The 25,402-nt window shown below is 61.6% G+C and carries 20 protein-coding genes, 1 tRNA gene and 2 pseudogenes; 6 read left to right on the forward strand and 17 right to left on the reverse strand.

Translation table 11 applies throughout. The features are described from left to right. Positions 1–61: 61 nt before the first annotated feature. The 3 genes from gdhA to BLX42_RS16635 form a co-directional block, all read right to left on the reverse strand. The gene (gene gdhA, locus BLX42_RS16625) at positions 62–1,402 is read right to left on the reverse strand and encodes an NADP-specific glutamate dehydrogenase (RefSeq protein WP_046784598.1); all 1,341 of its coding nucleotides are present in this window, start codon (positions 1,400–1,402) and stop codon (positions 62–64) included. 244 nt (positions 1,403–1,646) lie between these two features. Next, complete coding sequence (ettA, locus tag BLX42_RS16630; RefSeq protein WP_161872199.1) at positions 1,647–3,314, reverse strand: energy-dependent translational throttle protein EttA; 1,668 nt, start codon at positions 3,312–3,314, stop codon at positions 1,647–1,649. A gap of 207 nt (positions 3,315–3,521) precedes the next feature. Continuing rightward, positions 3,522–3,920, reverse strand: coding sequence for a hypothetical protein (locus tag BLX42_RS16635; RefSeq protein ID WP_161872200.1), 399 nt, complete (start codon positions 3,918–3,920; stop codon positions 3,522–3,524). A gap of 258 nt (positions 3,921–4,178) precedes the next feature. On the opposite strand from BLX42_RS16635, the gene BLX42_RS16640 reads away from it, so the two are divergent. From BLX42_RS16640 to BLX42_RS16650, 3 genes are all read left to right on the forward strand, one after another. Next, a complete protein-coding gene (locus BLX42_RS16640) occupies positions 4,179–8,009 on the forward strand; it encodes a GGDEF and EAL domain-containing protein (RefSeq protein WP_161872201.1) in 3,831 nt (1,276 codons plus the stop codon). Positions 8,010–8,204: 195 nt separating this feature from the next. After that, entirely contained in the window at positions 8,205–9,458 is a 1,254-nt protein-coding gene (gene glyA / locus BLX42_RS16645; RefSeq protein WP_012316314.1) for a serine hydroxymethyltransferase, read from the forward strand. A gap of 163 nt (positions 9,459–9,621) precedes the next feature. Beyond that, positions 9,622–10,575, forward strand: a complete 954-nt coding sequence (locus BLX42_RS16650; protein WP_161872202.1) for an arsenic resistance protein — start codon at positions 9,622–9,624, stop codon at positions 10,573–10,575. Between the two features lie 39 nt (positions 10,576–10,614). Here the strand turns inward: BLX42_RS16650 and BLX42_RS16655 are convergent, their stop codons facing one another. The 6 genes from BLX42_RS16655 to BLX42_RS16680 all read right to left on the reverse strand — a co-directional run bounded on the left by BLX42_RS16655 (position 10,615) and on the right by BLX42_RS16680 (position 16,480). After that, positions 10,615–11,805 (reverse strand): multidrug effflux MFS transporter, encoded by a 1,191-nt coding sequence (locus BLX42_RS16655; RefSeq protein ID WP_046784686.1) that lies wholly within the window; start codon positions 11,803–11,805, stop codon positions 10,615–10,617. Positions 11,806–11,854: 49 nt separating this feature from the next. Beyond that, complete coding sequence (locus tag BLX42_RS16660) at positions 11,855–12,454, reverse strand: thermostable hemolysin (RefSeq protein WP_046784621.1); 600 nt, start codon at positions 12,452–12,454, stop codon at positions 11,855–11,857. A 16-nt stretch (positions 12,455–12,470) separates the two neighbouring features. Beyond that, positions 12,471–13,952 carry an AMP-binding protein gene (locus tag BLX42_RS16665; RefSeq protein WP_161872203.1) on the reverse strand — a complete coding sequence of 494 codons (1,482 nt, stop codon included), beginning with the start codon at positions 13,950–13,952 and terminating at the stop codon, positions 12,471–12,473. Continuing rightward, complete coding sequence (locus tag BLX42_RS16670) at positions 13,949–14,881, reverse strand: TauD/TfdA family dioxygenase (RefSeq protein ID WP_046784622.1); 933 nt, start codon at positions 14,879–14,881, stop codon at positions 13,949–13,951. Before BLX42_RS16670 ends, BLX42_RS16665 begins: the two co-directional genes overlap by 4 nt. A gap of 128 nt (positions 14,882–15,009) precedes the next feature. Beyond that, the gene (locus tag BLX42_RS16675; RefSeq protein WP_161872204.1) at positions 15,010–15,948 is read right to left on the reverse strand and encodes a LysR family transcriptional regulator; all 939 of its coding nucleotides are present in this window, start codon (positions 15,946–15,948) and stop codon (positions 15,010–15,012) included. Positions 15,949–15,973: 25 nt separating this feature from the next. After that, a complete protein-coding gene (locus BLX42_RS16680) occupies positions 15,974–16,480 on the reverse strand; it encodes a MarR family winged helix-turn-helix transcriptional regulator (protein ID WP_012316321.1) in 507 nt (168 codons plus the stop codon). Positions 16,481–16,605: 125 nt separating this feature from the next. Here BLX42_RS16680 and BLX42_RS16685 point away from each other — a divergent pair, with 125 nt between their 5' ends. Together BLX42_RS16685 and BLX42_RS16690 are read left to right on the forward strand one after the other, a co-directional pair. Further along, positions 16,606–17,418 (forward strand): alpha/beta fold hydrolase, encoded by an 813-nt coding sequence (locus tag BLX42_RS16685; RefSeq protein ID WP_012316322.1) that lies wholly within the window; start codon positions 16,606–16,608, stop codon positions 17,416–17,418. Further along, positions 17,411–18,583, forward strand: a complete 1,173-nt coding sequence (locus BLX42_RS16690; RefSeq protein ID WP_161872205.1) for an MFS transporter — start codon at positions 17,411–17,413, stop codon at positions 18,581–18,583. Before BLX42_RS16685 ends, BLX42_RS16690 begins: the two co-directional genes overlap by 8 nt. Positions 18,584–18,730: 147 nt before the next feature. Here BLX42_RS16690 and BLX42_RS16695 read toward each other — a convergent pair whose 3' ends face one another. From BLX42_RS16695 to BLX42_RS16725, 8 genes and pseudogenes are all read right to left on the reverse strand, one after another. Next, on the reverse strand, positions 18,731–18,952 hold the full coding sequence (locus tag BLX42_RS16695; RefSeq protein WP_161872206.1) for a hypothetical protein: 222 nt from the start codon (positions 18,950–18,952) through the stop codon (positions 18,731–18,733). Between the two features lie 614 nt (positions 18,953–19,566). Next, positions 19,567–19,763, reverse strand: a pseudogene (locus tag BLX42_RS27090) (XRE family transcriptional regulator); the annotation flags it as partial. 310 nt (positions 19,764–20,073) lie between these two features. Further along, positions 20,074–20,544, reverse strand: a complete 471-nt coding sequence (locus tag BLX42_RS16700) for a helix-turn-helix domain-containing protein (RefSeq protein WP_046784623.1) — start codon at positions 20,542–20,544, stop codon at positions 20,074–20,076. Further along, on the reverse strand, positions 20,541–21,905 hold the full coding sequence (locus BLX42_RS16705) for a type II toxin-antitoxin system HipA family toxin (RefSeq protein ID WP_177010754.1): 1,365 nt from the start codon (positions 21,903–21,905) through the stop codon (positions 20,541–20,543). Before BLX42_RS16705 ends, BLX42_RS16700 begins: the two co-directional genes overlap by 4 nt. Positions 21,906–22,062: 157 nt before the next feature. Then, entirely contained in the window at positions 22,063–22,641 is a 579-nt protein-coding gene (locus BLX42_RS16710; RefSeq protein ID WP_161872208.1) for a plasmid pRiA4b ORF-3 family protein, read from the reverse strand. A gap of 263 nt (positions 22,642–22,904) precedes the next feature. Beyond that, complete coding sequence (locus BLX42_RS16715; protein ID WP_125923372.1) at positions 22,905–24,059, reverse strand: Fic family protein; 1,155 nt, start codon at positions 24,057–24,059, stop codon at positions 22,905–22,907. Between the two features lie 252 nt (positions 24,060–24,311). Then, positions 24,312–24,387, reverse strand: a tRNA-Thr gene (locus BLX42_RS16720). 70 nt (positions 24,388–24,457) lie between these two features. Continuing rightward, on the reverse strand, positions 24,458–24,868 hold the full coding sequence (locus BLX42_RS16725; protein ID WP_012316337.1) for a pilin: 411 nt from the start codon (positions 24,866–24,868) through the stop codon (positions 24,458–24,460). Between the two features lie 215 nt (positions 24,869–25,083). Here BLX42_RS16725 and BLX42_RS16730 point away from each other — a divergent pair. Further along, positions 25,084–25,402 (forward strand): annotated as a pseudogene (locus BLX42_RS16730) (type II secretion system F family protein); the annotation flags it as partial.

Here is a 25,402-nt window from a genome sequence, read left to right on the forward strand (position 1 = left end):
GATGGATATCGTGGGTGAGGCCTGAAACAAAGGGGCCGCTGCGCGGCCCCAATCTTTCGAATCAGACCACGCCCTGGGCCAGCATGGCGTCCGCGACTTTGACGAAGCCGGCGATATTGGCGCCTTTCACGTAGTTGATCTTGCCATCGGCCTCTTCACCGTAGTGCACGCAAGCATGGTGGATCGACTGCATGATGTGGTGCAGCTTGCTGTCCACTTCACCGGCGGTCCACAGCAGGCGCATGGCGTTCTGTGACATCTCCAGGCCCGAAACGGCCACGCCGCCGGCGTTGGATGCCTTGCCCGGTGCGTACAGGATGCCAGCCTCCAGGAAGATATCCACAGCCTCCAGCGTGGTCGGCATGTTGGCGCCTTCCGCTACGCAGATGCAGCCGTTGCGCAGCAGGGTGCGGGCGTCTTCGCTGCCCAGTTCGTTCTGCGTGGCGCACGGCAGGGCGATGTCGCACGGCAGGCTCCATGGCGTCTGCCCCTTGCGGAACTCCAGGCCAAACTGATCGGCCAGTTCGCTGATACGGCCACGCTTGACGTTCTTCAGCGCCATCACGGCGTCCCACTGGGCGTCGGTCAGGCCGGCTTCGGCGTACAGGGTGCCTTCGGAGTCGGACAGCGAGATCACCTTGCCGCCCAGGTCCATGACCTTGCGCGCAGCGTACTGGGCAACGTTGCCGGAACCGGAAATTGCTACGCGACGACCGTCGATGCGCAGGCCCTGACGCTTGAGCATTTCTTCGGCGAAGTACACACAGCCGTAGCCGGTGGCTTCAGGGCGGATCAGGCTGCCGCCGTAGGTCATGCCCTTGCCGGTCAGCACCGAAGTGAACTGGTTGGCCAGGCGCTTGTATTGGCCGAACATGAAGCCGATCTCGCGGGCGCCCACACCGATGTCACCGGCAGGCACGTCCAGGTCGGCGCCGATGTGGCGGTACAGCTCGCTCATGAAGGCCTGGCAGAAGCGCATCACTTCGGCGTCGCTCTTGCCCTTGGGGTCGAAGTCCGAGCCGCCCTTGCCGCCGCCCATGGGCAACGAGGTGAGGGAGTTCTTGAATACCTGCTCGAAGGCCAGGAACTTAAGCACACCCAGGTTTACCGAGGGGTGGAAACGCAGGCCGCCCTTGTAGGGGCCGATGGCGCTGCTCATCTGGATGCGGTAGCCGCGGTTGACCTGAACCTTGCCCTGGTCATCGACCCACGACACGCGGAACAGCACCGCGCGCTCGGGTTCGACCATGCGCTCGAGGATGCCGGCCTGCAGGTAGTGTGGGTTGGCTTCAAGGAAAGGCCAAAGGCTGCGCAGCACTTCTTCCACCGCCTGGTGGAATTCGGGCTGGGCCGGGTCGCGCTGCTTCAGGCGCTCGAGGAAATGGTCGACAGATTCGATCATGGGTAGACATCTCACCAAGAGGGATTGGACTTATTGGTTTTTTCTGGAATGTACCAAGAAGCAATCGCACTGGAATAGGGCGAAATGTCGTTTTAATGAAATTATTTGGTGCGTTTTATATAAGTGTATACAAAACAAGGTGCCTTCCGATGGCCGATCAGCCCTCCTGGCGGGACAGGCCACTTCATGCCAGGCACAAAAATGGGGCCCCTGAGGGCCCCATTCTTGTGCATCGGAAACCGGCTTACTGGGCCAGCTTCTTGTGCCGTACCCGGTGCGGCTGGGCAGCGGCGTCGCCCAGGCGCTTCTTGCGGTCGGCTTCGTACTCGGTGTAGTTACCTTCGAAGAACACCACGTTCGAGTCGTCTTCGTACGCCAGGATGTGGGTAGCCACACGGTCCAGGAACCAACGGTCGTGGGAAATCACGATCGCGGCGCCCGGGAAGTCCAGCAGGGCTTCCTCCAGCGAACGCAGGGTTTCGACGTCCAGGTCGTTGGACGGTTCGTCGAGCAGCAGCACGTTGCCGCCCTCTTTCAGGGTCAGGGCCAGGTGCAGACGGCCACGTTCACCACCGGAGAGGTCCTTGACGAACTTCTGCTGGTCGCCGCCCTTGAAGTTGAACCGGCCAACGTAGGTGCGCGACGGGATCTCGTAGTTGCCGATGCGGATCATGTCGGAGCCATCGGAGATCTGCTGGAACACGGTCTTGGCACCGTCCAGGTCTTCGCGGCTCTGGTCCACACAGGCCAGTTGCACAGTTTCGCCGATCTCGATGCTGCCCGAGTCCGGCTGTTCCTTGCCCATCAGCATGCGGAACAGGGTCGACTTACCGGCACCGTTACCACCGATCACGCCGACGATGGCACCTTTAGGCATGGCGAACGACAGGTTGTCGATCAGCACGCGGTCACCATAGCCTTTGGAGACGTTCTTGAACTCGATGACCTTGTCGCCCAGGCGCGGGCCAGCCGGGATGTAGATCTCGTTGGTTTCGCTGCGCTTCTGGAATTCCTGCGACTGCATCTCTTCAAAGCGCTGCAGACGGGCCTTGGATTTGGACTGGCGGGCCTTGGCGCCTTTGCGCACCCACTCCAGTTCCTCTTTCATGGCCTTCTCGTGGGCGCTCTGCTGCTTGGATTCCTGCGCCAGACGGTCCGACTTGGCCTCCAGCCAGCCCGAGTAGTTGCCTTCGTACGGGATGCCGGCGCCGCGGTCCAGTTCGAGGATCCAGCCTGCGACGTTATCGAGGAAGTAACGGTCGTGGGTAATCGCTACCACGGTGCCCGGGAAGTCGTGCAGGAAGCGCTCCAGCCAGGCCACCGAGTCGGCGTCCAGGTGGTTGGTGGGTTCGTCGAGCAGCAGCATGTCGGGGGCCGACAGCAGCAGACGGCACAGGGCCACACGGCGCTTCTCACCACCGGACAGGTGTTCGATGCGGGCATCCCAGGCCGGCAGGCGCAGGGCGTCGGCGGCGACGTCGAGCTGGCGCTCGAGGTTGTGGCCGTCGGCAGCCTGCAGGATGGATTCGAGCTTGGCCTGCTCGGCGGCCAGCTTGTCGAAGTCGGCGTCGGGTTCGGCGTAGGCGGCGTAGACCTCGTCCAGGCGGGCCTGGGCGTCCTTGATCACGCTGACCGCTTCTTCGACCACTTCGCGTACGGTCTTGCTCGGGTCCAGTTGCGGCTCCTGGGGCAGGTAGCCGACGTTGATGTCGGGCATCGGACGGGCTTCGCCGTCGAATTCCTTGTCGACGCCCGCCATGATCCGCAGCAGGGTCGATTTACCCGCGCCGTTCAGGCCGAGTACGCCGATCTTGGCGCCCGGGAAGAACGACAGGGAAATGTTCTTGAGAACTTCCCGCTTCGGCGGCACGACCTTGCTCAGCCGATGCATGGTGTAGACGTATTGAGCCAAAACCAAGCCCTCTAATCAGATAGGTAAAGACATCGACGATCGCCCCGGCCAGGTGGCCAGGCGGATGTGTTTACGGGGTGTCATTGAACAAAGTCGACCATTCTACGCCAACGCGCGGCGTTGCACAGGGTGGTCGGATGGTGGGGTCAACAGGGGCCGCGGTGCGGCCCATTGGCGGCGATGAGGCCGGTGCTGGCCCCACACGAATCAGACGTGACGCTGCTTTGCCTTGCCCCGCGGCAAGCGGCAACGGTCGCCCTGCCCGGCCAGGCGCGCGGCCCAGGCGGATTTCACGCTGAAACCACCCTGGCGGGCAGGCTGCTCGGCAGCCTTGGCCGGCTTGGCGGCAGGTTTGTTCACGGCCTTGCTGGCCGGTTTAACTACAGCCTCAGCCCCAGCTTCGACCGGGGCTACTGCCGCCTTGGCGGTCTTGCGCAGCTCGGCCAGCGACGGCGCCTTGGCTTTCGAGGCCGAGGCCTCAGGTTTGACCAGCGAACGCTGGCACGACTTGCAGGATACATCCTCGGTCACGGCAGTGCTGACAAGGGTCTGACTGCTGCGCCCACAGGCGGAATCGAGGCCATTGGTGGAAAAGTGAGTAACCAAAACCGAACATCTCCGATGCGTTGTCATTGAAGCGGGCGGCATTCTCGCACAGCAAGCAAGGCATTGCCGAACGGGCAGGTTTCATCGCGACCATCGGCACCCGATAGCAGGGCTGGCACTTTGCCATAATGACAGGCATGCTAGCCCGTTTCGGGTATACGGCCTTATAGTGCGCAACCGCGGTGCGGTCGCCCAGGCACCGGCATACACCGTGCATATCAATCCCTGCCGTCGCCAGCCCAATAGCAGGACCAAGGTTTGACCAATCTCAATCATCCGTCCTCGCCGCGCACTGTCACGCCGGCCCCAGCCGCTCCGGCGCGCGGCTCGGTCAAAGGTGCGCTGGCCCTGCTGGCTTTGCTGCTGCTGGGTTTGCTGCTTTGGCAACTGTTCTCGCAGTTCCGCCACACCCAGGCCGAGCAGCGCCAGCAGCACCTGGACGCAAGCGTCGAACTGGCAGACCACTTGGGCCTGAACATGGCGCTCAAGGCCCAGCAGGCGCTGAATGTGGTGCAGCCGTATGTCAAAGCGCCGTCGCCTGCCGCCTTGCCCAGCCTGCTCGACACGCTGCGCGAGCGCCTGCCAAACCTGCGCGACCTGGCCTGGCTGGACCACAGCGGGCGGCTACAGGGCGACAGCCTGGCCGGCAGCCCCGACCGCCCGCTGATTGACGAGCTGTTCGGCTTGAACCAGGGCCGGCCTTATTTCTTCGCCAACTCGGCGGACAAACGCACCGTCTACCTGCTGTTGCGCCAGGCCACCGAGCAGGGTCGCGGCTACTGGCTGCTGCGCCTGTCCAACGATTTTTACCGCACCCTGACCCAGCACCTGGACGGCCCCGGGCACCCCCTGTGGCTGCTGGAGAACAGCCGCAGCGGCGAGGTGCTGGAACGCCACGCCCCAGCACAGACCAGCGACCAGCCGCTGCAAAGCGTGATGCTGGTCTTCATCGACAACAGTGTCTGGCAGCTGCGTGGCCTGTTCGATGCCGGCCTTGCCCAGCAGAAACTGTTGCCGGCACTGCTGGGCAAGTGCCTGCTGGCGCTGTTCTGTGCCCTGCTGCCGGTACTGGCGCTGATCAACATGCGCCGCCGCCAGCGCGCCCTGCAGGAGGACCGCCGGCGCTATCAGGAAATCTTCGAGGGCACCGGCGTAGCCCTGTGCGTGCTCGACCTCTCCAGCCTGCCCGGCCAGCTTGACCGCTACCACCTGCGCAACCTCGCCGCGCTCAAGCAGAGCCTGGCACTCGACTCCAGCCTGCGCCGCTCGCTGCTGCTGGAACTGAAGATCACCGAAATCAACCAAGTGGCGCGCCAGCTGCTCAACGTCGACTGCCACGCAGGGGCCTGGCAACGGCTGATCGACGGCAGCGGCGACGGCCGTGACAGCGTCGGCATGCAACTGATCGATGCGCTGATCGAGCAGCGCCCGCTGCTGGAACTGGAAGTGCGCCTGCCCGCCCCCCTGGGCGGTGAGCTGCACCTGTGGCTGATGGCGCGGCTGCCGGAACAGCGCCGCGACTACCAGGCGGTGATCCTGAGCATCAGCGACATCACCAGCCGCAAGCAGGTGGAGCTGTCGCTGCTGGAGCGCGAAAGCTTCTGGTCGGACGTGGTGCGTACCGTGCCCGACCAGTTGTACGTGCAGGACGTGCTCAGCCAGCGGATGATCTTCAGCAACCGCCACCTCGGCCAGACCCTGGGCTACGACCGCACCGAGCTTGCGCAGATGGGCGACCGCTTCTGGGAGCTGCTGCTGCACCCCGAGGATGCGGCGCACTACCAGGCCCTGCGCCAGCAGCAACGCACCAACGGCCACGGCCAGTCACTGCATTGCCAGCTGCGCTTCCGCCACCGCGACGGCGGCTGGCGCTGCTACGACATCCGTGAGCAAGTGCTGACCCGCGACAGCGATGGCCAGGTTACCCGCATCATCGGTGTGGGCAAGGACGTCACCGTGCAGATCGAGGCCAGCCAGTCGCTACGCGACAGCGAGCAGCGCTACCGCATGCTCGCCGAAAGCATCAGCGACGTGATCTTCTCCACCGACAGCAAGCTGCAGCTCAACTACGTCAGCCCCTCGGTGCAGGCAGTGCTGGGCTACAACACCGACTGGATCTTTGAAAACGGCTGGCAGTCGATTGTCGCCAACCCGTCCCAGCTCACCGGCATCTACAGCCTGATGGAACGGGTCAGCAAGGCCATGGGCGACCGGGAACAGCTGGCACAACTGCGCCAGCACCTGCCCAACCAGCTGTTTTTGTTCGACTGCCTGCGCGCCGATGGCCGCAAGATCCCTATCGAGCTGCGCCTGGTGCTGGTGTGGGACGACCGCGAGCGCTTCGAGGGTGTGCTGGGCGTGGGCCGCGACATCAGCCAGCAACGCCGTGCGGAAAAAGACCTGCGCATGGCCGCCACGGTCTTCGAACACTCAACCTCGGCCATCCTCATCACCGACCCGGCCGGCTACATCGTGCAGGCCAACGAAGCGTTCAGCCGGGTCAGCGGATATTCGGTCAGCGATGTGCTCGACCAGCTGCCAAGCATGCTGACTGTGGACGACCAGCAGGAGGGCCACCTGCGCTACGTACTCAAACAGCTGCACCTGCGCGGCAGCTGGGAAGGCGAAGTGTGGCTCAAGCGCCGCAGTGGCGAGCACTACCCAGCCTGGGTCGGTATAACCGCGGTGCTCGATGACGAGGGCGACCTGGCCAGCTACGTGTGTTTCTTCACTGACATCAGTGAGCGCAAGGCCAGCGAACAGCGCATTCATCGCCTGGCCTACTACGATGCCCTGACCCACCTGCCCAACCGCACGCTGTTCCAGGACCGCCTGCACACTGCCCTGCAACAAGCTGAGCGGCAGAAGTCGTGGGTGGTACTGATGTTCCTCGACCTGGACCGTTTCAAGCCGATCAACGACTCCCTGGGCCACGCCGCGGGCGATCGCATGCTCAAGGACATGGCCCTGCGCCTGCTGGCCTGTGTCGACGATGACGACACCGTGGCGCGCATGGGCGGTGACGAGTTCACCCTGCTGCTGCAATCGCGCGCCACCCGCGAAATGGCGCTCAACCGCGCCATCCATGTGGCCGAGAACATCCTCGCCAGCCTGGTGCGGCCGTTCGTGCTCGAAGGCCGCGAGTTCTTCGTCACCGCCAGTATCGGCATCGCCCTCAGCCCGCAGGACGGCGGCGAACTGAGCCAACTGATGAAGAACGCCGACACCGCCATGTACCACGCCAAGGAGCGCGGCAAGAACAACTTCCAGTTCTACCAGGCCGAGATGAACGCCAGCGCCCTGGAGCGCCTGGAGCTGGAAAGCGACCTGCGCCATGCCCTGGAGCAGAACGAATTCATCCTCTACTACCAACCGCAGTTCAGCGGCGACGGCAAGCGCCTGACCGGTGCCGAGGCGCTGCTGCGCTGGCGCCACCCCACGCGCGGCCTGGTGCCACCGGGCGACTTCATCCCGGTGATCGAGGAGCTGGGGCTGGTGGTGGATGTCGGCGACTGGGTGCTGCGCGAGGCCAGCCGCCAGCTCAAGGCCTGGCACAAGGCCAAGGTGCGCGTGCCGAAGGTGTCAGTGAACATCTCGGCCCGGCAGTTCTCCGACGGCCAGCTGGGCAAGCGCATCGCCACCGTGCTCGAAGAAACCGGCCTGCCGCCTGCGTGCCTGGAGCTGGAGCTGACCGAAAGCATCCTGATGCGCGATGTGAACGAAGCGATGCAGATACTCGACAGCCTGAAGGTGCTGGGCCTGAGCATTGCGGTGGACGACTTCGGCACCGGCTACTCGTCGCTCAACTACCTCAAGCAGTTCCCCATCGACGTGCTGAAGATCGACCGCACCTTCGTCGACGGCCTGCCCGAGGGCGAGCAGGACGCGCAGATTGCCCGGGCGATCATCGCCATGGCGCACAGCCTGAACCTGGCGGTGATCGCCGAGGGCGTCGAAACCCACGAGCAGCTGGAGTTCCTGCGTGAGCATGGCTGTGACGAGGTGCAAGGCTACCTGTTCGGGCGGCCGATGCCGGCCAGCCAGTTCGAGGCGCAGTTCAGCAACGAGACGCTGTTCATGTTCCAGTGATCCGGTGCCCGCTGGCGCGGCCCTGGCCTGCTGAAAGCGGACTTCAAAGTCAACTCCCGCCCCCATCCAGCCCAGGCAGGGCGCGGGATGCAACATGAAAGCCATTGGTCCGCGACTTGATGCCACTTCATATGCCAGGCGCGAATCAATCGGTTAGAATGCCCCCCCAATTCAGCCCGATCCTTGAGGACCGTTATGTTCAGCCGTGATTTGACCATTGCCAAGTACGACGCCGAGCTCTTCGAAGCCATGCAGCAAGAAGCTCTGCGCCAGGAAGAGCATATCGAGCTGATCGCTTCGGAAAACTACACCAGCCCAGCCGTCATGGAAGCCCAGGGTTCGGTCCTGACCAACAAGTACGCCGAAGGCTACCCGGGCAAGCGTTACTACGGTGGTTGCGAGTACGTCGACGTGGTCGAGCAACTGGCCATCGACCGCGCCAAGGAGCTGTTCGGCGCCGACTACGCCAACGTTCAGCCGCACGCCGGCTCCCAGGCCAACGCCGCTGTCTACCTGGCCCTGCTGTCGGCTGGTGACACCATCCTGGGCATGAGCCTGGCCCACGGTGGCCACCTGACCCACGGTGCTTCGGTAAGCTCCTCGGGCAAGCTGTACAACGCCATCCAGTACGGCATCGATGCCAACGGCCTGATCGACTACGACGAAGTCGAGCGCCTGGCCGTCGAGCACAAGCCGAAAATGATCGTTGCCGGCTTCTCGGCCTATTCGCAGGTCCTGGACTTCCCGCGCTTCCGCGCCATCGCCGACAAAGTAGGTGCCTACCTGTTCGTCGACATGGCCCACGTTGCCGGCCTGGTTGCCGCTGGCGTGTACCCGAACCCGGTGCCGTTCGCCGACGTGGTCACCACCACCACCCACAAGACCCTGCGCGGCCCGCGTGGCGGCCTGATCCTGGCCCGTGCCAACGCCGACATCGAGAAGAAGCTGAACTCCGCCGTCTTCCCGGGCGCCCAGGGCGGCCCGCTGGAGCACGTCATCGCGGCCAAGGCCATCTGCTTCAAGGAAGCCCTGCAGCCTGAGTTCAAGGCTTACCAGCAGCAAGTGGTGAAGAACGCCCAGGCCATGGCCAGCGTGTTCATCGAGCGTGGTTTCGACGTCGTTTCCGGCGGCACCCAGAACCACCTGTTCCTGCTGTCGCTGATCAAGCAGGAAATCTCCGGTAAGGATGCTGACGCCGCCCTGGGCAAAGCCTTCATCACCGTCAACAAGAACTCGGTACCTAACGACCCACGTTCGCCGTTCGTGACCTCGGGCCTGCGTTTCGGCACCCCGGCCGTCACCACCCGCGGCTTCAAAGAAGCCGAGTGTAAAGAACTGGCCGGCTGGATCTGCGACATCCTCGCCGACCTGAACAACGACGCCGTCATCGACGCCGTACGTGAAAAGGTCAAGGCCATCTGCAAGAAGCTGCCGGTGTACGGCAACTGATTGGCGATAGCCTGATGTGAAAAGCCCGGCCCTTGTGCCGGGCTTTTTCATGCCTGCGGGCAAGCCTTGCCATTGCAAGCCACAACAAGCGGGCGACCACAATTGCGGCGCAGCGTATTACCCTGTGCACCCTCACGCCCACCGCGAACGCCAGGACGCCGCCTTGACCAGAGAGCAACTCGAAACCCATCAGATTGCGTTGTATTTCGCCGCCGTGCTCGCCGCCGCTGCCTTCGGCCTGCTGGCCACCGACACCGCGCGCCACCTGGAAGCACTGGTCACCCCCGCCATCGCCGTACTGATGTACGCGATGTTCCTGCAAATCCCCTTCCTCGACCTGCGCCAAGGCCTGGGCAACCGCCGCTTCATGGCCGCGCTGCTGCTGGCCAACTTCATCTTCGTCCCGTTACTGGTGTGGGCCGCCACCCGAGGCTTGGTCGGGCACCCGGCCATCCTCATCGGCGCCCTGCTGGTGCTGCTGACGCCCTGCATCGACTACGTGGTGGTGTTCACCCACATCGGCAAAGGCGACTCGCGCCTTACCCTCGCCGCCACCCCCGTGCTGTTGCTGGTGCAACTGGTGCTGTTGCCGGTGTACCTGGCGCTGATGCTGGGTGACAGCAGCGAAGTGGCGATTTCCATCACGCCATTCGTGGAGGCGTTCGTGCTGCTGATTGTGCTGCCGCTGATCCTGGCGGTGCTCACCTCGGCCGGAGCACGCCGGTCACGTAGCGTTTCTGTGTGGAATGACGCTTGGGCGTGGATGCCGGTGCCGGCGATGGCACTGGTGCTCGTGGCAGTGATCGGCTCGCAGATTGCCGTGGTAGTGCGCGATTTCGACCGCCTGCTGCCGGTGATCCCGGTGTACATAGGCTTCATGCTGCTGGCCCCGGTGCTCGGGTTTGCCTCGGCGCGGCTGCTGCGTTTGCCGGTGGCCGAGGCCCGCTCGGTGACATTCAGCAGCGCGACGCGCAATTCGCTGGTGGTGTTGCCGCTGGCGCTCGCATTGCCCGAGGACATGCGTACGCTGGCGGCAGCGGCGGTGATCACGCAGACGCTGATAGAGCTCATCAGTGAGTTGGTTTACGTACGAGCGCTCCCCGCGCTGATCCGCTGACAGCGCCCCGCAAGCCAACCCGCCCGGCACTGCTTAGCCTCAGGCCACCGACGCCTGCCGCTGCATCCGCACGCTCAGCATGCCCGACAGCGATACCAGCCACAGCATCAGGAACACGCCGGCGATAGCCAGGTTGGATGCCAACGGCAAGGCACTGACGATGCCTGAGGCAACGGCGCCGAACACCAGCATCAAGCACCCCTGCAGGCTTGCCGCTACCCCTGCCCGGTCCGGGAACAGGGACATGGAACGGGCCATGGCATTGGAGAAGATGAAACCTTGGCCAAAAGCGACCAGCATGATGCCACCCAGGATCGTCACCAGGTTCAAACCGCCCGGCATCGCGGCGATCACTGCCACACCGAGCAGGAATAGCGCCATCCCGGCCCACATCAAGGCATGCGCATTGACGTAACGGATCAGCGCGCGGTTTACCAAGGTCCCCACCAGGTAGCAACTGCCCACCGCAAGCGCCGTGGTACCAAAGTACTGAGCGCTGTGCCCGAGGCGTTCCTGGACGATGTGCGGCCCGAACACGTTCCACAGCAAGAAGGCAGAGAAACTGGAACCGAGCACGACGACCGAGGAACGAAAGCGACTGTCGGCCAGGATGCAGCGGTAGCCTGCGATGGTCTGCAGTGCACTGCGCCTGCCCGTCACCGCCAGCGATTCCTTGAGCCCCGCCAGCACGAAGGCAAGCACGATCACCGCGTATACCGCATAGAGCACGAAGTTGTAGCGCCACCCCAGATGCACTTCGATCAGCCCACCTACGTAGGGCGCGATCACCGGGCCCAGGCCAAAGGCCAGGCTCAGGTAGATGATCGCCACATAGAAGCGAGGCCCCTTGACGACGTCCACCAGCAACGCCCGCGCGACCACCTGGCAAGCGCCAATAGCGAACCCTTGCAGCGCTCGGGCCAGCAGCAGCATTTCTATCGAGGTGGCAACCGTTGCCAGCAGGCTGCCGCCGAGAAACACCACAAGGCCCAGCTGAACCGCCGGCTTGCGCCCGCGGGCATCGGCCATGACCCCGAAGAACAGCTGGCCGATCGCATAGAACAGCAGGGTGATGGTGATGGTGTTCTGCATCAATACAGGGCTGGCCGACAGTTCCCGGCCGATGGAAGGAATGCTGGGCGCATACAGGTCGATGGCGATGCCGCCAACGCTGTTGATCAGCGGTGCCAGGAACACAATGAAATTCTCGTAACGCTTGGTCGCGTTCATGTTTACCTCCAGCACACCGGGCACAGTGGTGCCCGGCATGGTGATCAGGTCAGGCAGATGCCTGATTGGCGAAATGGGGCTGGGCGAGGCCTGGCGCAGGTGCACTCATCCAGATGCTGGGCGATGACAAACGCGACACCACCACCCGCGGCCTGTGGTCGTAATAGGAACCCCAGTTGACGGCTGGGTCCCGGACCCGCCCTCTGTCCGCGCCGCCCAGGTCTTCGAGGTTGTCGACGATCGGCGCCAGCAACTGGCGCACCTGTTCGGTAGCGGTCAGCACCACCAGGCCGAAGTTGCGCAGCGCCAGGGTCTTGATGACATTGTTGAGCAGGTACTTGCCTGCACCGCTGCCGCTGCGAAATGAAGCGAAGGCGCCCACTTCGGCGATACGGGCGCGGTCCAGCCCATAACGCTCATCCAAGCTCTGATCCAGGTAATACTCACTGAAGAGCTTGCCGGAATCGCCGTAACTGATGCCGGCACAGGCATAGCCCGGGGCGCCACCGTTAGGGTCGGTCAGGCATACGAACAGATCGGGCTCAGGTTCTGGCGTTGCCTGGTAGTGCTTGAGGTAGTGCGCACGCACCGCCTCTTGCAGGCATCGGTAGCCGGGCCGGCCTTTATAGAAATTACGCACGATGTACATGCTGGCTCCCTCGTACTCAGGCGTACATCTGATCGATGAAGCGGGCCTCGATTTCCGCGCGCCGCGGCCGCCCGGTGACGGTGTAGAACTGCTCGCGGAACAAGGCGATATCCTCGATGACGCGCACCTGGCGAACCCGGGCGAAATCGGCAAGGCGATGTTCCAGGCGCGCCATTTCGCTGCGTACGCGCTCCGCGCCCGCAGCACTGAGCACGATGGCGCACGGCTCGTCCCTGCCTTCCCCCATGACGATCATGTCGTCCACCAGCGGGCTCTCCTTGTAGACGTTCTCCACCCACTCCGGCGAGATGTTGCGCGCCGTGGAGAGGATGATCACGTGTTTCTTGCGCCCGGTGATGTAGAGGTAGCCGTCGCGAAATTCGGCGATATCGCCGGTATGCAAGTAGCCGTCGGACAGGTCGCAGGCGGTATCGTCAGCGTTGTAGTACCCCGCGCACAGGGTCGGCGTGCGCACCAGCAGTTCGCCATCGACCAGCTTGGGTTCGATACCGTCGAGCAGCTTGCCGGCGGAGCCAATGCGCCGCTCGGCGGGCGAGTTCAGCGAGATGATCGATGAGTTCTCGCTCAGGCCATACGCCTCGAACACCTGCACGCCGCGCGCTTCCAGCGCCTCCAGCACTGTGGCCGGAATCTTCGCGCCACCGGTGATGATGTGCGGGCGTTGCGGGCCGAACAGCTGCTCGGCCGTGCAATGCTCAAGCAGCCCATTGGCCTCCTCAAGCAACTTGGGCGGCAGGTACAGGAAATTGGGCTGGTTGGGTGCGATCAGCTCCAGGTACTGCCGGGCATTGCCGCTCGCCGCGCCATATTCGGTCACGCCCTCGGGCATCAACGTCAGCGTACCGCCCGACAGGATCGGGATGAAAACGCCGAGCACCTGCTCGATCAACAAGCTCATCGGCACGATCGAGAAGTAGTGCAGCGGTTGTTGTGGCAGGCGCTTCATGACGTTGTCCACCAACAGCCCCACCGCCTCGTCGCGAATCATCACCCCCTTGGGTTTGGAGGTGGTGCCTGAGGTATGGATGTTCGAAACGATGCCCTCCGGGATCAACTCATCCTCGTTGCGCCACTCCTCGCCGATGGCCTGGTTCATCAGCTGGCCCGGAATGAAGCAGGCCTTGTCCGGCAGGATGCCGTGCAGGCGGTTGGCGGTTTTTTCATCGCTGACGAACACCGCTGCGGCCTTGCCCAGCAGGCTGCCGATCTGGTCGTCGGAAAACTCGATGGGCACCGGCAACAGCACCGCACCGACTTTCTGAATGGCCAGCAGCGTGTAGACCCACTCGTAGCATGAGCGCATGGCGATACCGAATACCTTGCGTTCACAGCGCCCCACACGCCCTTCAAGGGCACTGGCCAGGCGCATCACATCGCGACGCAGTTCGTGCAGCGTATGGGTGCGGCCATCCATCTCACGGATGACGATGCGGTCGGGCGTTGCCGCCAGGTAGTCCTGCATTTTCTTGCTGATCATTGGCCGTTACCTCCGATGCGGTAGCTCTGGGCGCCGAAAATGCGCCGCGAAGTGTCATCCAGCCGGCGGCGGCCGTGCATGACGCGGGTGTTGTCGATCACGACGATGTCGCCTTTCTGCCAGAAGTGGCTGTAGGTATTGCGCTCGGTCACTTCCTTGATTTCATCCCAGATCTCAAGGGCAATATCTTCGCCATCAGCCCAGGTGATACGCGGCGGCTCGTAATTGACGCTGGGGCCCAGCATCGAATTGCAGAAGGCCTTGCGACCACTGAAACAACTGGTTTCCACAGCGGAAATAATCAACTCTGAAGCAATCAGGTTTTGATCAATGCGCCGGTAAGTTTGCCCCGCTACTTGATCATTGACCTGCTGCAGGTGGTCATCCGTAATGGCGTCCAGCGGTAGCTGAAGTTCAATACTGAGGAAGCGTTTTACGTTCTGCCAGGGAATACGCCGGGCATAACGTATATCGCGCTGCTCAAATAACTTTCGGGTTTTAGCCGACAAGTCGAACAACACCCGTTGGCCATCGCACAGGGTAGTTTGCGAACCGACCGAAGCCGCTTCCAGGCAATAGAACCACTGCAGGTCAGGGTTGAACGGCAGGTTGCCATTCTCGCGGTGCAGCCCCATCTCGTGCACCCCCGCCTCGATTTCCGCGGTGTTGGATGTGGCCGCCTTGCGCGCCGGGTCAAAGGTGACGCGCGACGAGTGTGCGCTGACGAACTCATTGAAGTCTGCAAGGGTATCTGCGAAATCGCGGTAGATCACCGCACCGCTGTGGGCCAGGTCTTCGTAAAGTGTTGCACCGCTGATAACCTCGCTGACGCGCATGTCACGGTCAACAGCAACTACACATTCAAAACCGTAGCAGGGTGTCGGTTGCCGATAATAAGGGAACACCCAGGGTTGAACTTGCGCCAACATGACTCATTCCTCCGTGAACTGTGGGTTCAGGTAGGCATCCGCTACCCGATGACCACACAGTAAGAGAAATGAGCACGCTGTTGGTTTTAAGAAATCTAAAGGCGTTGCGAAAATTTAAATATGCCGTGTCATCGTTCCGTCAACAGGGCTTCGGCCACTTGTTCGATCAGCGACCGCAAACTGGAAATATCCTTGCTGTCGCTGCGATCGCGTGCCCAGATCATGTCCAGAGTAAAACTGGGGAAGCCAAGCGGCGGTTGGCAGACTTTGACTTGCGGGGCGATGCGCAGGTGCGGCAACAAGCGCGCCGGCAATGCCAAGGTGGAAGGCACAGCGGCAACGATGTTCACGCAGGCCTGATAGCCGTTGGCGCGCACCAGCACATTGCGTGAACGGCCGACCTTGTCCAACCAGCTGTCGACCATGTTCTTTTCCGAGACCCATGGCGTAGGGAACACATGGGGCGATGCACAGAATTCATCGAGGTTCATGGCACCTTCGTTGGCCAGCGTTTTCTGGCTGGTCAGGCACACGAAGTCGTCATTGAGCACAGGCTGCCACTGCAATTCGGGATGCATCTGGTGATAGCCCGGGCCAAAACCGATGGCGATGTCGATTTCGCCGGATATCAGCCGGTCCACTGGCAAGTCACGGCTCAGGCGGTCCAGGTGCAGCGAGGTATTGCCGTGGGTGCGGGACAACACCGCCAGGGCCTGGGGCAGGAATGACAACTCGAAATATTCCGGGGCGCAGAGCCTCCAGATTTTGCGCATGGCCTGCGGCGAAACCGTGCTGTCGTCTTCCGCGCAGCGGTTGACCGATTCGACCACCACGCGCAGGTAGGGCGCGATTTTCTCGGCCTTGGTGGTGGGCAGCAGCACGCCCTGGGAAGAAGCGAACAGCGTGTCATCGAAGCAGCCGCGCAGGCGCTTGAGGCAATAACTGACGGTGGGCTGGCTGACGCTCATCAACTCGGCGGTGCGCTTGGCGCTGCGCAACTCGAGCAGGTTGAGAAACACCACGATGTCCTGCAGATCCAACTGCTTGAGGTAGTTGCTGTGCAGCATGAAAATTCCTCCTGAATTTTCCAGTTCATTGGCTGGGCGCCCCTTCGCCAGGCAGACACGCGAGCATCTGCTTCAACAGCTGCGCAAACCCTGCGCGCTGCTTCGCACTCAAAGGGGCCAGTACCAGCTCCTGAATCTCAGTATGTGTAAGCAGAGCCTTCTCAATCAACACCTTACCTGCCGCGGTCAGTGCAACCTGGTAGCTGCGCTTGTCGTGATCGTCGGCAATACGTTCGACCATGCCGGCGCTTTCCAGCCGGGCCAGCCGGTTGGTCATCGCCCCGGATGTGATCAGCAGCGAGCGGTAAAGCTCGGTTGGCGTCAGGCGGTACGGCGCCCCTGCCCTTCGCAGCGTCGCCAGCACATCGAACTCGCCTTCCTTGAAGCCGTACTGTGCCAGCGCTTCGGCACGCATGCGCTCCAGATGCTTCTGGATGCGCGCCATGCGCCCGAAAATCTCCATGGATGTGACGTCCACCGAGGGCATCGCCTGCGCCCACTGCGCGACGACAAAATCCACATGATCGTTCATAGCTCCCCTTCACCGGGCAATTGATCAATTGTTAACCCGCGCAAACTCCTGAACTCCGACGCCTTTAAACTATCTTAACGTTAAGTTATCTTGCTGACGATACGACTGAAGGATCAGGAGAACACATGGCATTTTTCATACACGGACCGCATCGGCACTACTACTACGACTCAGGTGCTGGCAGCCCGGTGCTGCTGCTGCATGGCCTGGGCAACAGCGGGCGTGCCTGGGCGCCCCAGGCCAGTGCACTGCTCAGCCTGGGCCACCGCGTTATCGTATCCGACCTGCTGGGCCACGGCGCGTCCAGCGAAGCGCCCGAAGGTATCACGGCCCATGCCCAGGCACTGGAAATGCTGGCACTGCTCGACCACCTGGGGCTGGAAAGCACCCACCTGATCGGCCTCTCCCTGGGCGGCATGGTGGCGCTCGAAATGGCCTGCCATGCACCTGAGGCCGTACAGCAACTGGTGGTCGCCGGCACATTCGCCAGCATGAACAGCACGTACCGCCAGGGGCTGCTGAACGACTGGGCCGCAAACCTTGCGCAAGCGGACGGCTGCCTGAAGCGGTTCAAGGCCACCTGGCCGGCGTTGGTTGGCGCTGATTATGCCGCCTCGGCCGAAGGCCAATGCCTGTACCAGGCCTGGCACGCCCAGGCCGCTCAACTGTCAGCGCAAAGCCAGATCCGCTGGTGCAATGGCATGAAGCGCTACGACCTGAGCAATCAATTGCCAGCAATCCAAGCGGCAACCCTGGTGCTCGCCGCCGAAGGCGACCTCATCAGCCCACGCTCGGAAGCCGAAGACATCACCCAACGTATCGACCATGCCCGCCAGATCACCCTGCCGGGTGACGGCCACGTATTCAACATTCCGTACGCCCAGGCCTTCAACCAGGCGATATGCACCTTCCTGCAGGAGCCACTTCAACATGCGTGATCTGCCAAGCAAAGCGTGCATCGGCCTACTGGCCATGCTGATCGGCTTGAACCTACGCCCCATCATGGCGGCCATCGGCCCCTTGCTCGTCACCCTGCAACAAGACCTGGGCCTGAGCAACGCCCAAGGCGGCCTGCTGACCACCCTGCCAGTGATGATGATGGGGTTGTTCGCGCTGTCCGGCCCCTGGCTGCTGCGCCTGGTAGGTGAAGTGCGAGGTGTGGCGATGGGTATCACGCTGATCGTCATCAGCTGCGCCGCACGGGCCTATATCACGTCCGGCACGGCGCTGATCGCAACAGCCGCGTTGGGCGGGGTCGGCATTGCGGTTATCCAGGCTTTGATGCCCGCGTTCATCAAGCGCAGCCACCCGCAAAGCGCCGGCATGCTGATGGGGCTGTTCACCACCGGCATCATGGGCGGCGCCGCGCTGGCCGCTGCCTTTGCGGCGCCGGGTGCCAGCACCTTCGGCTGGCAACTGACGTTGGGGGTTGCAGCCTTGCCGGCGCTGGTCGGCTTGATCGCCTGGTTGCTTGCCGCCGGCAGCGACCCCGGTAGCCACAGCGATGCCACCTTGCCGTACCGCAGCGGGCGAGCCTGGTTGCTGTTGTTGTTCTTCGGCATTGGCACGGGTGCCTACACCCTGGTACTGGCCTGGTTGCCGCCGTTTTATGTTGAATTGGGCTGGACGGCCACCCAGGCGGGTTACCTGCTTGGCGCCCTCACCGTCACCGAGGTCATCGCCGGCCTACTGGTTTCAGCCCTCATTCACCGCTACCCAGACCGCAGACAGCCTCTGACCGTGGTGATACTGCTGTTGCTTGCCGGCCTGGCCTGCCTGATGCTCGCCCCCGTGCAGCTCGCGGTGGTGGCCACCCTGTGCCTGGGGCTTGGCATCGGCGCATTGTTCCCGTTGTCGCTCATCGTCACCCTCGACCACACCCACTCGCCAACCGAAGCCGGCGCCCTGCTGGCGTTCGTACAGGGCGGTGGCTACCTGATCGCAGCGACCATGCCACTGATTGCCGGCATCGTCCGTGACCAGCTCAGTTCGTTGCACTGGGCCTGGGGGATAATGGCCATCGGTGCGGTGTTGTTGCTGGGGTTGAGCACGCTGTTGCGACCGAAGGCCGTGCAGTTGCCAGGTGCGGCGCACGAAGCGTGAGCGGGTGAGGTTTCAATCGAAGGGCACGCTGTGTGGGCGGGCCTCCGGTACGAACCGGAGGCCGCGTTCGCGGTTCAAGGCAGGGACGGTTTACAGGCCAAAACGCATGATCAGGAGGTACCTGAACTTGCCCTGATGTGCCCCTCCTTAGCAGGCTTCGCCCTTCAACAGGCTCACTTTCGCGCACTGCTCACTGGCCATCTGGCTGATGATCCGTATGGCTTGGTGGATACCTGCGGTGTTCCGGAAGCTCAAGTGAGGGTTGTGTTCACACTCGAGCATCTCGTCATGCTGCACCAGGGCTTCGCCGAGCAGTTCGAGGGTCCAGGCGTAGCTCTGGATTGTGGACAAGCGTTCCTGGTCAGTCATGGGGCACCTGCTTGGGTGCGTTGTGCGGACGTGATGGGTCGTAGATGGGGTAGAAACGGTGGGGTTCGGGAGCCGGCGAAGGGCGACGGCGGCGGAGAACGGATGCGAGGATCAGTAACGGATTTCGGGTGGTCATGCATGAGTTCCTTTCGTTGTGGAACTGCCACCGCTCGCGGCCAAGCAAGTTAAGGTGGCAGCAGTACGCGGGTTGGCCGACCGGGACGAAAGGAGCCCGGCACACCCGAAGGTGTCCCGCGCACCACCGCCAAAACACGACATCGCGGGCACAAAAAAAGCGCCTGCGATGAAGACTGAGCGCTGATGCGCCTTTCGAATCCGACCGGCCAAGGTCGCATCACCGATGCTTCGGCGACTGAGGCAATTTATCCCCATGCCACCGCTTTCGCAAGGGCCTTCGGCCAGCAAAACGCCACACGGGTTGTAGGAAAATCGGCCGCTAGGAAAGTTACCGCTCTATATCACGCAATTGGAGGGCCGCTGCACGCAGATTGGCGAACCGAGGAAAGGAACTCGGCAGACCCAAAGGCTTTCTACGTCGGGCTGCCCCGCTTATAGATACGCAAACGTGACCCGATTTGCATCCCACATCAATCTCACTGTCCCTGACTGCTTTTCCGTGCCCGTGGCGATGCTGACCTCGACACTGCCTTCTTCGCTTTGGCTGCCGCAGGGCTTTTCCCTCGTTTCGGTCCGGCCACCACGTAGGAGCTTGCCAGCGGCGAAGGATTCGCCACCGGCCGCGCGGCCACAGCGATTGGCCACCGGCCTTCAACTGGCCGACATTGTTGCCGTCGCCAAACGGTTAGGGTGGCAGCTGTACGCAGGTTGGCGAACCGAGGAAAAGGAACCCGGCAGACCCGAGGGTCTCCCACGCACAGCCGCCATTACACGAGACACGCCAAAACCGAAAACACAGATAACCGCTATCTAGAGGACCCTGCAACGTTCTGCGGAAAAACTCAACCCCCGATTACCCATGGTTACCGTTACAAGTATGAAGCCGTCGTGGTTTGGAACTACTGCGAGCAACCAGACTTAATGCCGCAACCGATCAGTTAGAGAAAAATGGGATGAGATTTTATTTGCATCCCACATCAATCTCACTTTTCCTGACTGCTTTTCCGTGCCCGTGGCGATGCCGGGCTCGACACTGCCTTCTTCGCTTTGGCTGCCGCAGGGCTTTTCCCTCGCTTGGGTCCGGCCACCACGTAGGAACTGGCCAGCGGCGCGGCCACAGCGATTGGCCCACCGGCCTTCAATTGGCCGAAACTGTTGCCGACGACCGTTGCGATGGGCTTGTCTTTGGCAGTCATCACCATACCCATCCGCACGCCAAAGAGACGCAGCACAGCCTCCAAAGTGCTGAGCTTCGGATTCGACTTCCCGCTTTCCAGTTCGTACAGGCTTTTCGTGGACATCCTGCACATGGCCGCGAAGGTCTCTTGGTCAAGCCCGGTGACTTCCAGCCGCAGACGGCGGATGGATGTGCCGATTGGGTCGAGCCCAGCCGCGTTGCGCTTGACGATATCCTCTACGAGCTGAGCGCGCTCTTCAGGCTGTAGTTTTTTCATCGCAGTCCCCACTCCACGAGTCGCTTATCCAGGTTATTCACGGGTAGAGAGGCTGCATTGCGCATCGATTCAGGAGCATCGGTCAGCAGATCGGGCAACGCCCTGAATTCCTCAGCCGCATTCATCAACCGTTGCAGCAGAACATCGGGATCAGTGTAACCAACGAGCTCAGCGCAGTTGTCGCTCCAACAAGAAGACCCTTTGCGCTCCGCCGCCCACTTCGTCGTCCGTGTGATGCCTTCTTCATCCAGGATCATTGGCGCAAGGTCATAGATTGGCGCCAAACGAAACCTCCCACCCACACGCATGATGGAGGTGTTGCGGCCGTGGTTATCGGTGTTCCCTAGAATGCGGTTCAGCAGATCGCGCCGCACGTACTCGAACACCAGGTCGTCCACCTCATCCTGCTGGCCGTTATCGATCCATAGACCTACCAGTCGGTGAACCACTTCGGCATGCGCCATCGGATGCGCGTAGCCGGTAATGCCGCAGATCGAGTACACCGACTCCAGCGGTATCCGCTCCACCCCGCCATCCACTACTCGGCGATCAAATCGTGGCATCCAGAGGCTTGGCTTCACTGCCTCTTCAAGCGCCAAACCATCAGTGGGAACCGTATCAAGGCCGAGGGCAGCAACCGCCTTGTAGTAATGAAACTCTGTTCGCAGGATGTCTTGGTCGCGCTCGCCGCCTCGATTACGCGCGAACTTGATCAGCCAGTGACGGCACGCCTGGTCATCGGGGAGCATCGCATCAGCATACAGAGCACCGTCGTGGGCTTGGGTCATGACCAGCTTGGGGGCTTGCCCGTTGGCACCGGTAGCACCGCCCAACGCCGCGCCGCTTTCATAGGCGTACTCAAGAAATTCGTTCGTCCTGTCCACGACCTCAGCATGCGCGAAAGCCTCGTTCAGATCCGGCTGAAGGCCTTCCACCGACTCCTTGATGCGCAGATGCCCAATAGGGGCCGGCGTGAAGCGCTCCAAAAGGTACAGCCCCATTTCCACGCCTTCGGGCTTAAGACGCCCGTAGCGGGATTCAAGAGAGTCCTTGGCAGCACCAGAGGGAATGATGTCGTAGAGGAATGCTGGATACCCTGTGACGTCATGATGGTCCCAGTTCAACGGAAGGTTAACGCTTAGGGCCAGTTCGCAACGATCTTCCATGCGATCTAAGTTCGCGATGATGTAGTCGCTGTCGTATGCGACAAGGCACCGTCCATCAGCAACACGCTCCGGGTTCTCGACCGTGAGTGTCGCTGCATCGCCCCATGCACCATCGGAGAAAGCCTGGATCGTGAGTTTGAGCGGCATCTCCACACCATTAATCAGCATTTGAGTGCTGATTATCATAGTGGGCATAGCGGAAACCGGCAATACGATGCTGATTAAAAGCTTAAGCACGGGTAAAACCGGCAGCGAACTACCGATTATGCATTCACAGCGCACGGGTGGTGCTAGAGGTAGTTGCCACGCCTGGTAAGCATCAAAGCGCGAGAATCCGCACCGCCCGGGACTGTCAGCCCCTGAATTCCTTCAGCCAACCATTCGTAAGTTCACAGTCGAAAGCCGCCGGATCGAAGATATCCCCATGCCATTCCATCATGGCCTCATGCTCTGGGTGATTGGGGTCTGCCATGGCTTGAAGAAACTCGGCATAGCCCGGCTCACCGCCCACATCTTCCGGCGGGCACGCATTGGCACCATCGACGCAATACGGCACCTGCGGACAGGCGATGGCGGGCAGCACTTTAACGACTTTGATCCGGTGATCCCAGCCGTCACCAAAGTCATACACATAGCGGAAACTCTTCTTCCCGCACAAAGCTTTGACCAAGGTTTTGCGCGCTTCCGGCTTTACCGCCGGCCCCCAGCCATCGGGGTCGGGTATGCCGTAATTCTCCCCGGCAATTTCAAATTCATGCAGGTGACCACCCTCCCATCCCATCACGACCTGGATCACTGAATGCAATCTGCCCAGGGTGATGTTTTCCGGTACCGCCACGCGGCGCCAGATGGCCGGCTCGATGTGTTTCAATTCAATGTGCAGCAACAACAGGTCTGCCGCGGGTTTGGGCAAGCGAACAGTTTTGACCATGGGTAAGGGCACCTCGCAGAGTTCAGTAGGGTGAAAGAAACGTACCACGGAAGGCAGTTTATCGACCCGATTGATCGGGTGTTCGGCGATGCGCTCCAAGAAGACGGTCGCAGCGAGATTGGATAGGTAGCAGGGCTGCAAGATTACGGTGGTTCAAGAAATGCAGCGGCCGCCTTGCGGCCCTTTCCGACCGGCCCGGCGCCCCGGCAAGGCCGCGCCAGGGTGGCAAGATCAAGCTGGATTCGGCACGAACCTGCGATTTCTCAAGGCCTATCGAGAGGTTCAGGAATGAACCCCTGCTCTCTCAGCGCCTTGATTACCCCACGCACCAGGTAGTTGCTGGAGAAACCAATGGTGTATTGCCTCGCCCCCGGATTGACCGGCAAAAGCATGCCTTGCTCTACCAGATTTTTAATCTGATACGTTCGTTGGTTAGGGGTGAGCGTTGGAAGCGCCTGAGCAATATCACTTGATTTCACTACCTTCATCTTTATCACGCCGACAAGGATCCGTTCCTCGGTCTCGGTAATCCATTCCCGACTGCGTGCAAAGCTCACCGCTGGGTGCAGAATGCATTTAGTGAGATAGCCATAATCGGTGAGCTTGTCCACCTTCTCCAGCTCATCCCGAATGCCTTGCAGCACATAGGTACACCATGCTTCCAAGCCCGCGATGGTACCGGTATCAGCCACCCCCAGCATGGTGTAGTACTTGTCTCGGTCATTGCAGAACACTGCCGTGGGATTGAGCACTCGGCCACCCGAGTTCACGTTAAAGCCGTACTTCATCAACAATGCATAGGTCAGCAGCCTTACCACCCGCCCATTGCCATTGCCGAATGGGTGAATCCAGCCGAAACGGTGGTGCGCCAGGGCGACCTTCATCAGGGCGTACTTAGGCGAGTCGTCACGATTGATGAAGCTGACCAACTCTTGCATGTACTGGGGCACCAGTACACCTTCCGGAGGTAGATGCTCCGCCTGAGCGATCCTGACCGCGCCTTCCCGGTAGGCGCCAGGCGTTTTATCGCCTTCGCGCCGCAACCCGTGCACGGTCATGGCGTGCAGCTCTCGAATCGTATGCTCTGTCAGGTCTTCACCGGGCTTAACCACCTCTTCGATGTAGTCCATTGCCTTCTCGATGTTGGCAATTTCCAGCAACTGGTCGGTGCTCTCGGCTTTGCCTTCGACCTTGCTGTCAATGTAGTCGGCCAGCGTGGTGTGGTTGCCCTCGATTCGAGCAGACCCCAAGCTCTCCAAGGTATGGAACAGCGCCTTGAGCTGAAAGAACACCTGGGGTGGGGTGTCTCCCTCCAACCTCAGTCTGCGCAGAAACTCGAGTTCGGCCAGAACGTCAACCAATGGCGAGTCGAAGGAGGGGTTCAGCAGCTGCAGGTCGTAGTGGGAAAACTGGGGCATCTCAAAATTATCTCTAAACAGAAAAACCATTATCTAGAAAAAATTCGGCATTTGTCCCGTAAACGTTGGCTAAAACCGAATCAACAGATAACCACTATCTAGAAAACCGTGCAACCCTAAGTGGAAAACCGCGCCCCATTAAGTCAAAGCACGCAGATTCACAGCGTAAAAGACAGCCACAAAAAAACCCGCACACGGCGGGCTTCTTAGCAGGGCCAACAAGCGAAAAATCGCCACTGGCCAATCTGGATGTGGTGCCGGAGACAGGAATCGAACCTGCGACCTTCGCGTTACGAGTGCGCTGCTCTACCGACTGAGCTACACCGGCGTGTAGCGCAACGTACCACTGCCGCAGCCGTTACGCAAACGCCTGTTTCCGCTGACTTATTCCCCTGCCCTCAGGCCCCTTTGCAGCCACTGGGCGCCAGGTCTTCCTCGATGTTGGTGGTGCAGCGCCAGCCGGTAGCCGAGCGCGTTAGGGTGAGGGCCTTGCCCACCACATTGGCCGGCGCGTCCACCAGGGTGCAGACGATGCTCCCGTTGCCGTCGGCAGCCTTGCCGGCAGCGGTGATCGCGCAATGTGCAGTCGCGGGCTGGCCGCCCAGTGCAGCGACATCGGCCACATCCTTCCCTTCATTCAAGCGCAGGTCCATCGCTGTCTTCAGCGCGCTGATCTCCAGCAAACCGGCAGCCGCCTTGGTGCGTGACTGGTGGTTGGTGTACATCGGGATGGCGATGGTCGCCAGGATGCCGATGATCGCGACGACGATCATCAGTTCGATCAGGGTGATACCGCGTTGCCCTTTCATGAACGGTTTCCTTTTTGATACGCGTGTTCGTTGAGGTCAGGCTCGACCCCGGCTGGCAGCGGCGCAGTAGGCCTGAACAGACACCTTTTGTCACCCCTGCCGGCCGGGGCGTCACCTTCGCTGAACTACTCTAGTGAGCATCGCCAATGCGCGCCCCTTCATGGACACGACAAGCTGTTTCCAGGCTTGTCACACGGGCAGAAAAGGACCTTTGCATGAACCATTCAACACAGCGCTATGCCTGGCAGGGCATCGATGCCAATGGCGCAGAAGTGCGCGGGCAGATGGCTGGGCGCAGCCCGGCCTATGTGCGGGCCGGGCTGCAGCGCCAGGGCATTCGCGTGGCTAGTTTGCGGCCCGCGGGCGGGCTGGTATGGCGCTGGCCTGCACGTAGGGTAAAGAGCGACCCGGCGGGTTTCAGCCGGCAGTTGGCAACGTTGCTGAGGGCGGGTGTACCGCTGCTGCAGGCCTTCCAGGTGATGGGCCGCAGTGGGTGCAGCGCGGCGCAGGCGGCGTTGCTGGAACGTTTGAAAC

Source organism: Pseudomonas sp. SG-MS2 (genome assembly GCF_009933855.1).
GTDB classification, from domain to species: Bacteria; Pseudomonadota; Gammaproteobacteria; order Pseudomonadales; family Pseudomonadaceae; genus Aquipseudomonas; species Aquipseudomonas putida_E.

Coding starts and splice junctions, on each gene's coding strand:
- BLX42_RS16705 (WP_177010754.1), bottom strand. CDS start 21,905: ATGCCCACTATGATAATCAGCACTCAAATGCTGATTAATGGTGTGGAG.
- glyA (WP_012316314.1), top strand. CDS start 8,205: ATGTTCAGCCGTGATTTGACCATTGCCAAGTACGACGCCGAGCTCTTC.
- BLX42_RS16700 (WP_046784623.1), bottom strand. CDS start 20,544: ATGAAAAAACTACAGCCTGAAGAGCGCGCTCAGCTCGTAGAGGATATC.
- BLX42_RS16710 (WP_161872208.1), bottom strand. CDS start 22,641: ATGGTCAAAACTGTTCGCTTGCCCAAACCCGCGGCAGACCTGTTGTTG.
- BLX42_RS16725 (WP_012316337.1), bottom strand. CDS start 24,868: ATGAAAGGGCAACGCGGTATCACCCTGATCGAACTGATGATCGTCGTC.
- BLX42_RS16665 (WP_161872203.1), bottom strand. CDS start 13,952: ATGATCAGCAAGAAAATGCAGGACTACCTGGCGGCAACGCCCGACCGC.
- gdhA (WP_046784598.1), bottom strand. CDS start 1,402: ATGATCGAATCTGTCGACCATTTCCTCGAGCGCCTGAAGCAGCGCGAC.
- BLX42_RS16715 (WP_125923372.1), bottom strand. CDS start 24,059: ATGCCCCAGTTTTCCCACTACGACCTGCAGCTGCTGAACCCCTCCTTC.
- BLX42_RS16690 (WP_161872205.1), top strand. CDS start 17,411: ATGCGTGATCTGCCAAGCAAAGCGTGCATCGGCCTACTGGCCATGCTG.
- BLX42_RS16685 (WP_012316322.1), top strand. CDS start 16,606: ATGGCATTTTTCATACACGGACCGCATCGGCACTACTACTACGACTCA.
- BLX42_RS16680 (WP_012316321.1), bottom strand. CDS start 16,480: ATGAACGATCATGTGGATTTTGTCGTCGCGCAGTGGGCGCAGGCGATG.
- BLX42_RS16675 (WP_161872204.1), bottom strand. CDS start 15,948: ATGCTGCACAGCAACTACCTCAAGCAGTTGGATCTGCAGGACATCGTG.
- BLX42_RS16655 (WP_046784686.1), bottom strand. CDS start 11,805: ATGAACGCGACCAAGCGTTACGAGAATTTCATTGTGTTCCTGGCACCG.
- BLX42_RS16670 (WP_046784622.1), bottom strand. CDS start 14,881: ATGTTGGCGCAAGTTCAACCCTGGGTGTTCCCTTATTATCGGCAACCG.
- BLX42_RS16660 (WP_046784621.1), bottom strand. CDS start 12,454: ATGTACATCGTGCGTAATTTCTATAAAGGCCGGCCCGGCTACCGATGC.
- BLX42_RS16695 (WP_161872206.1), bottom strand. CDS start 18,952: ATGACTGACCAGGAACGCTTGTCCACAATCCAGAGCTACGCCTGGACC.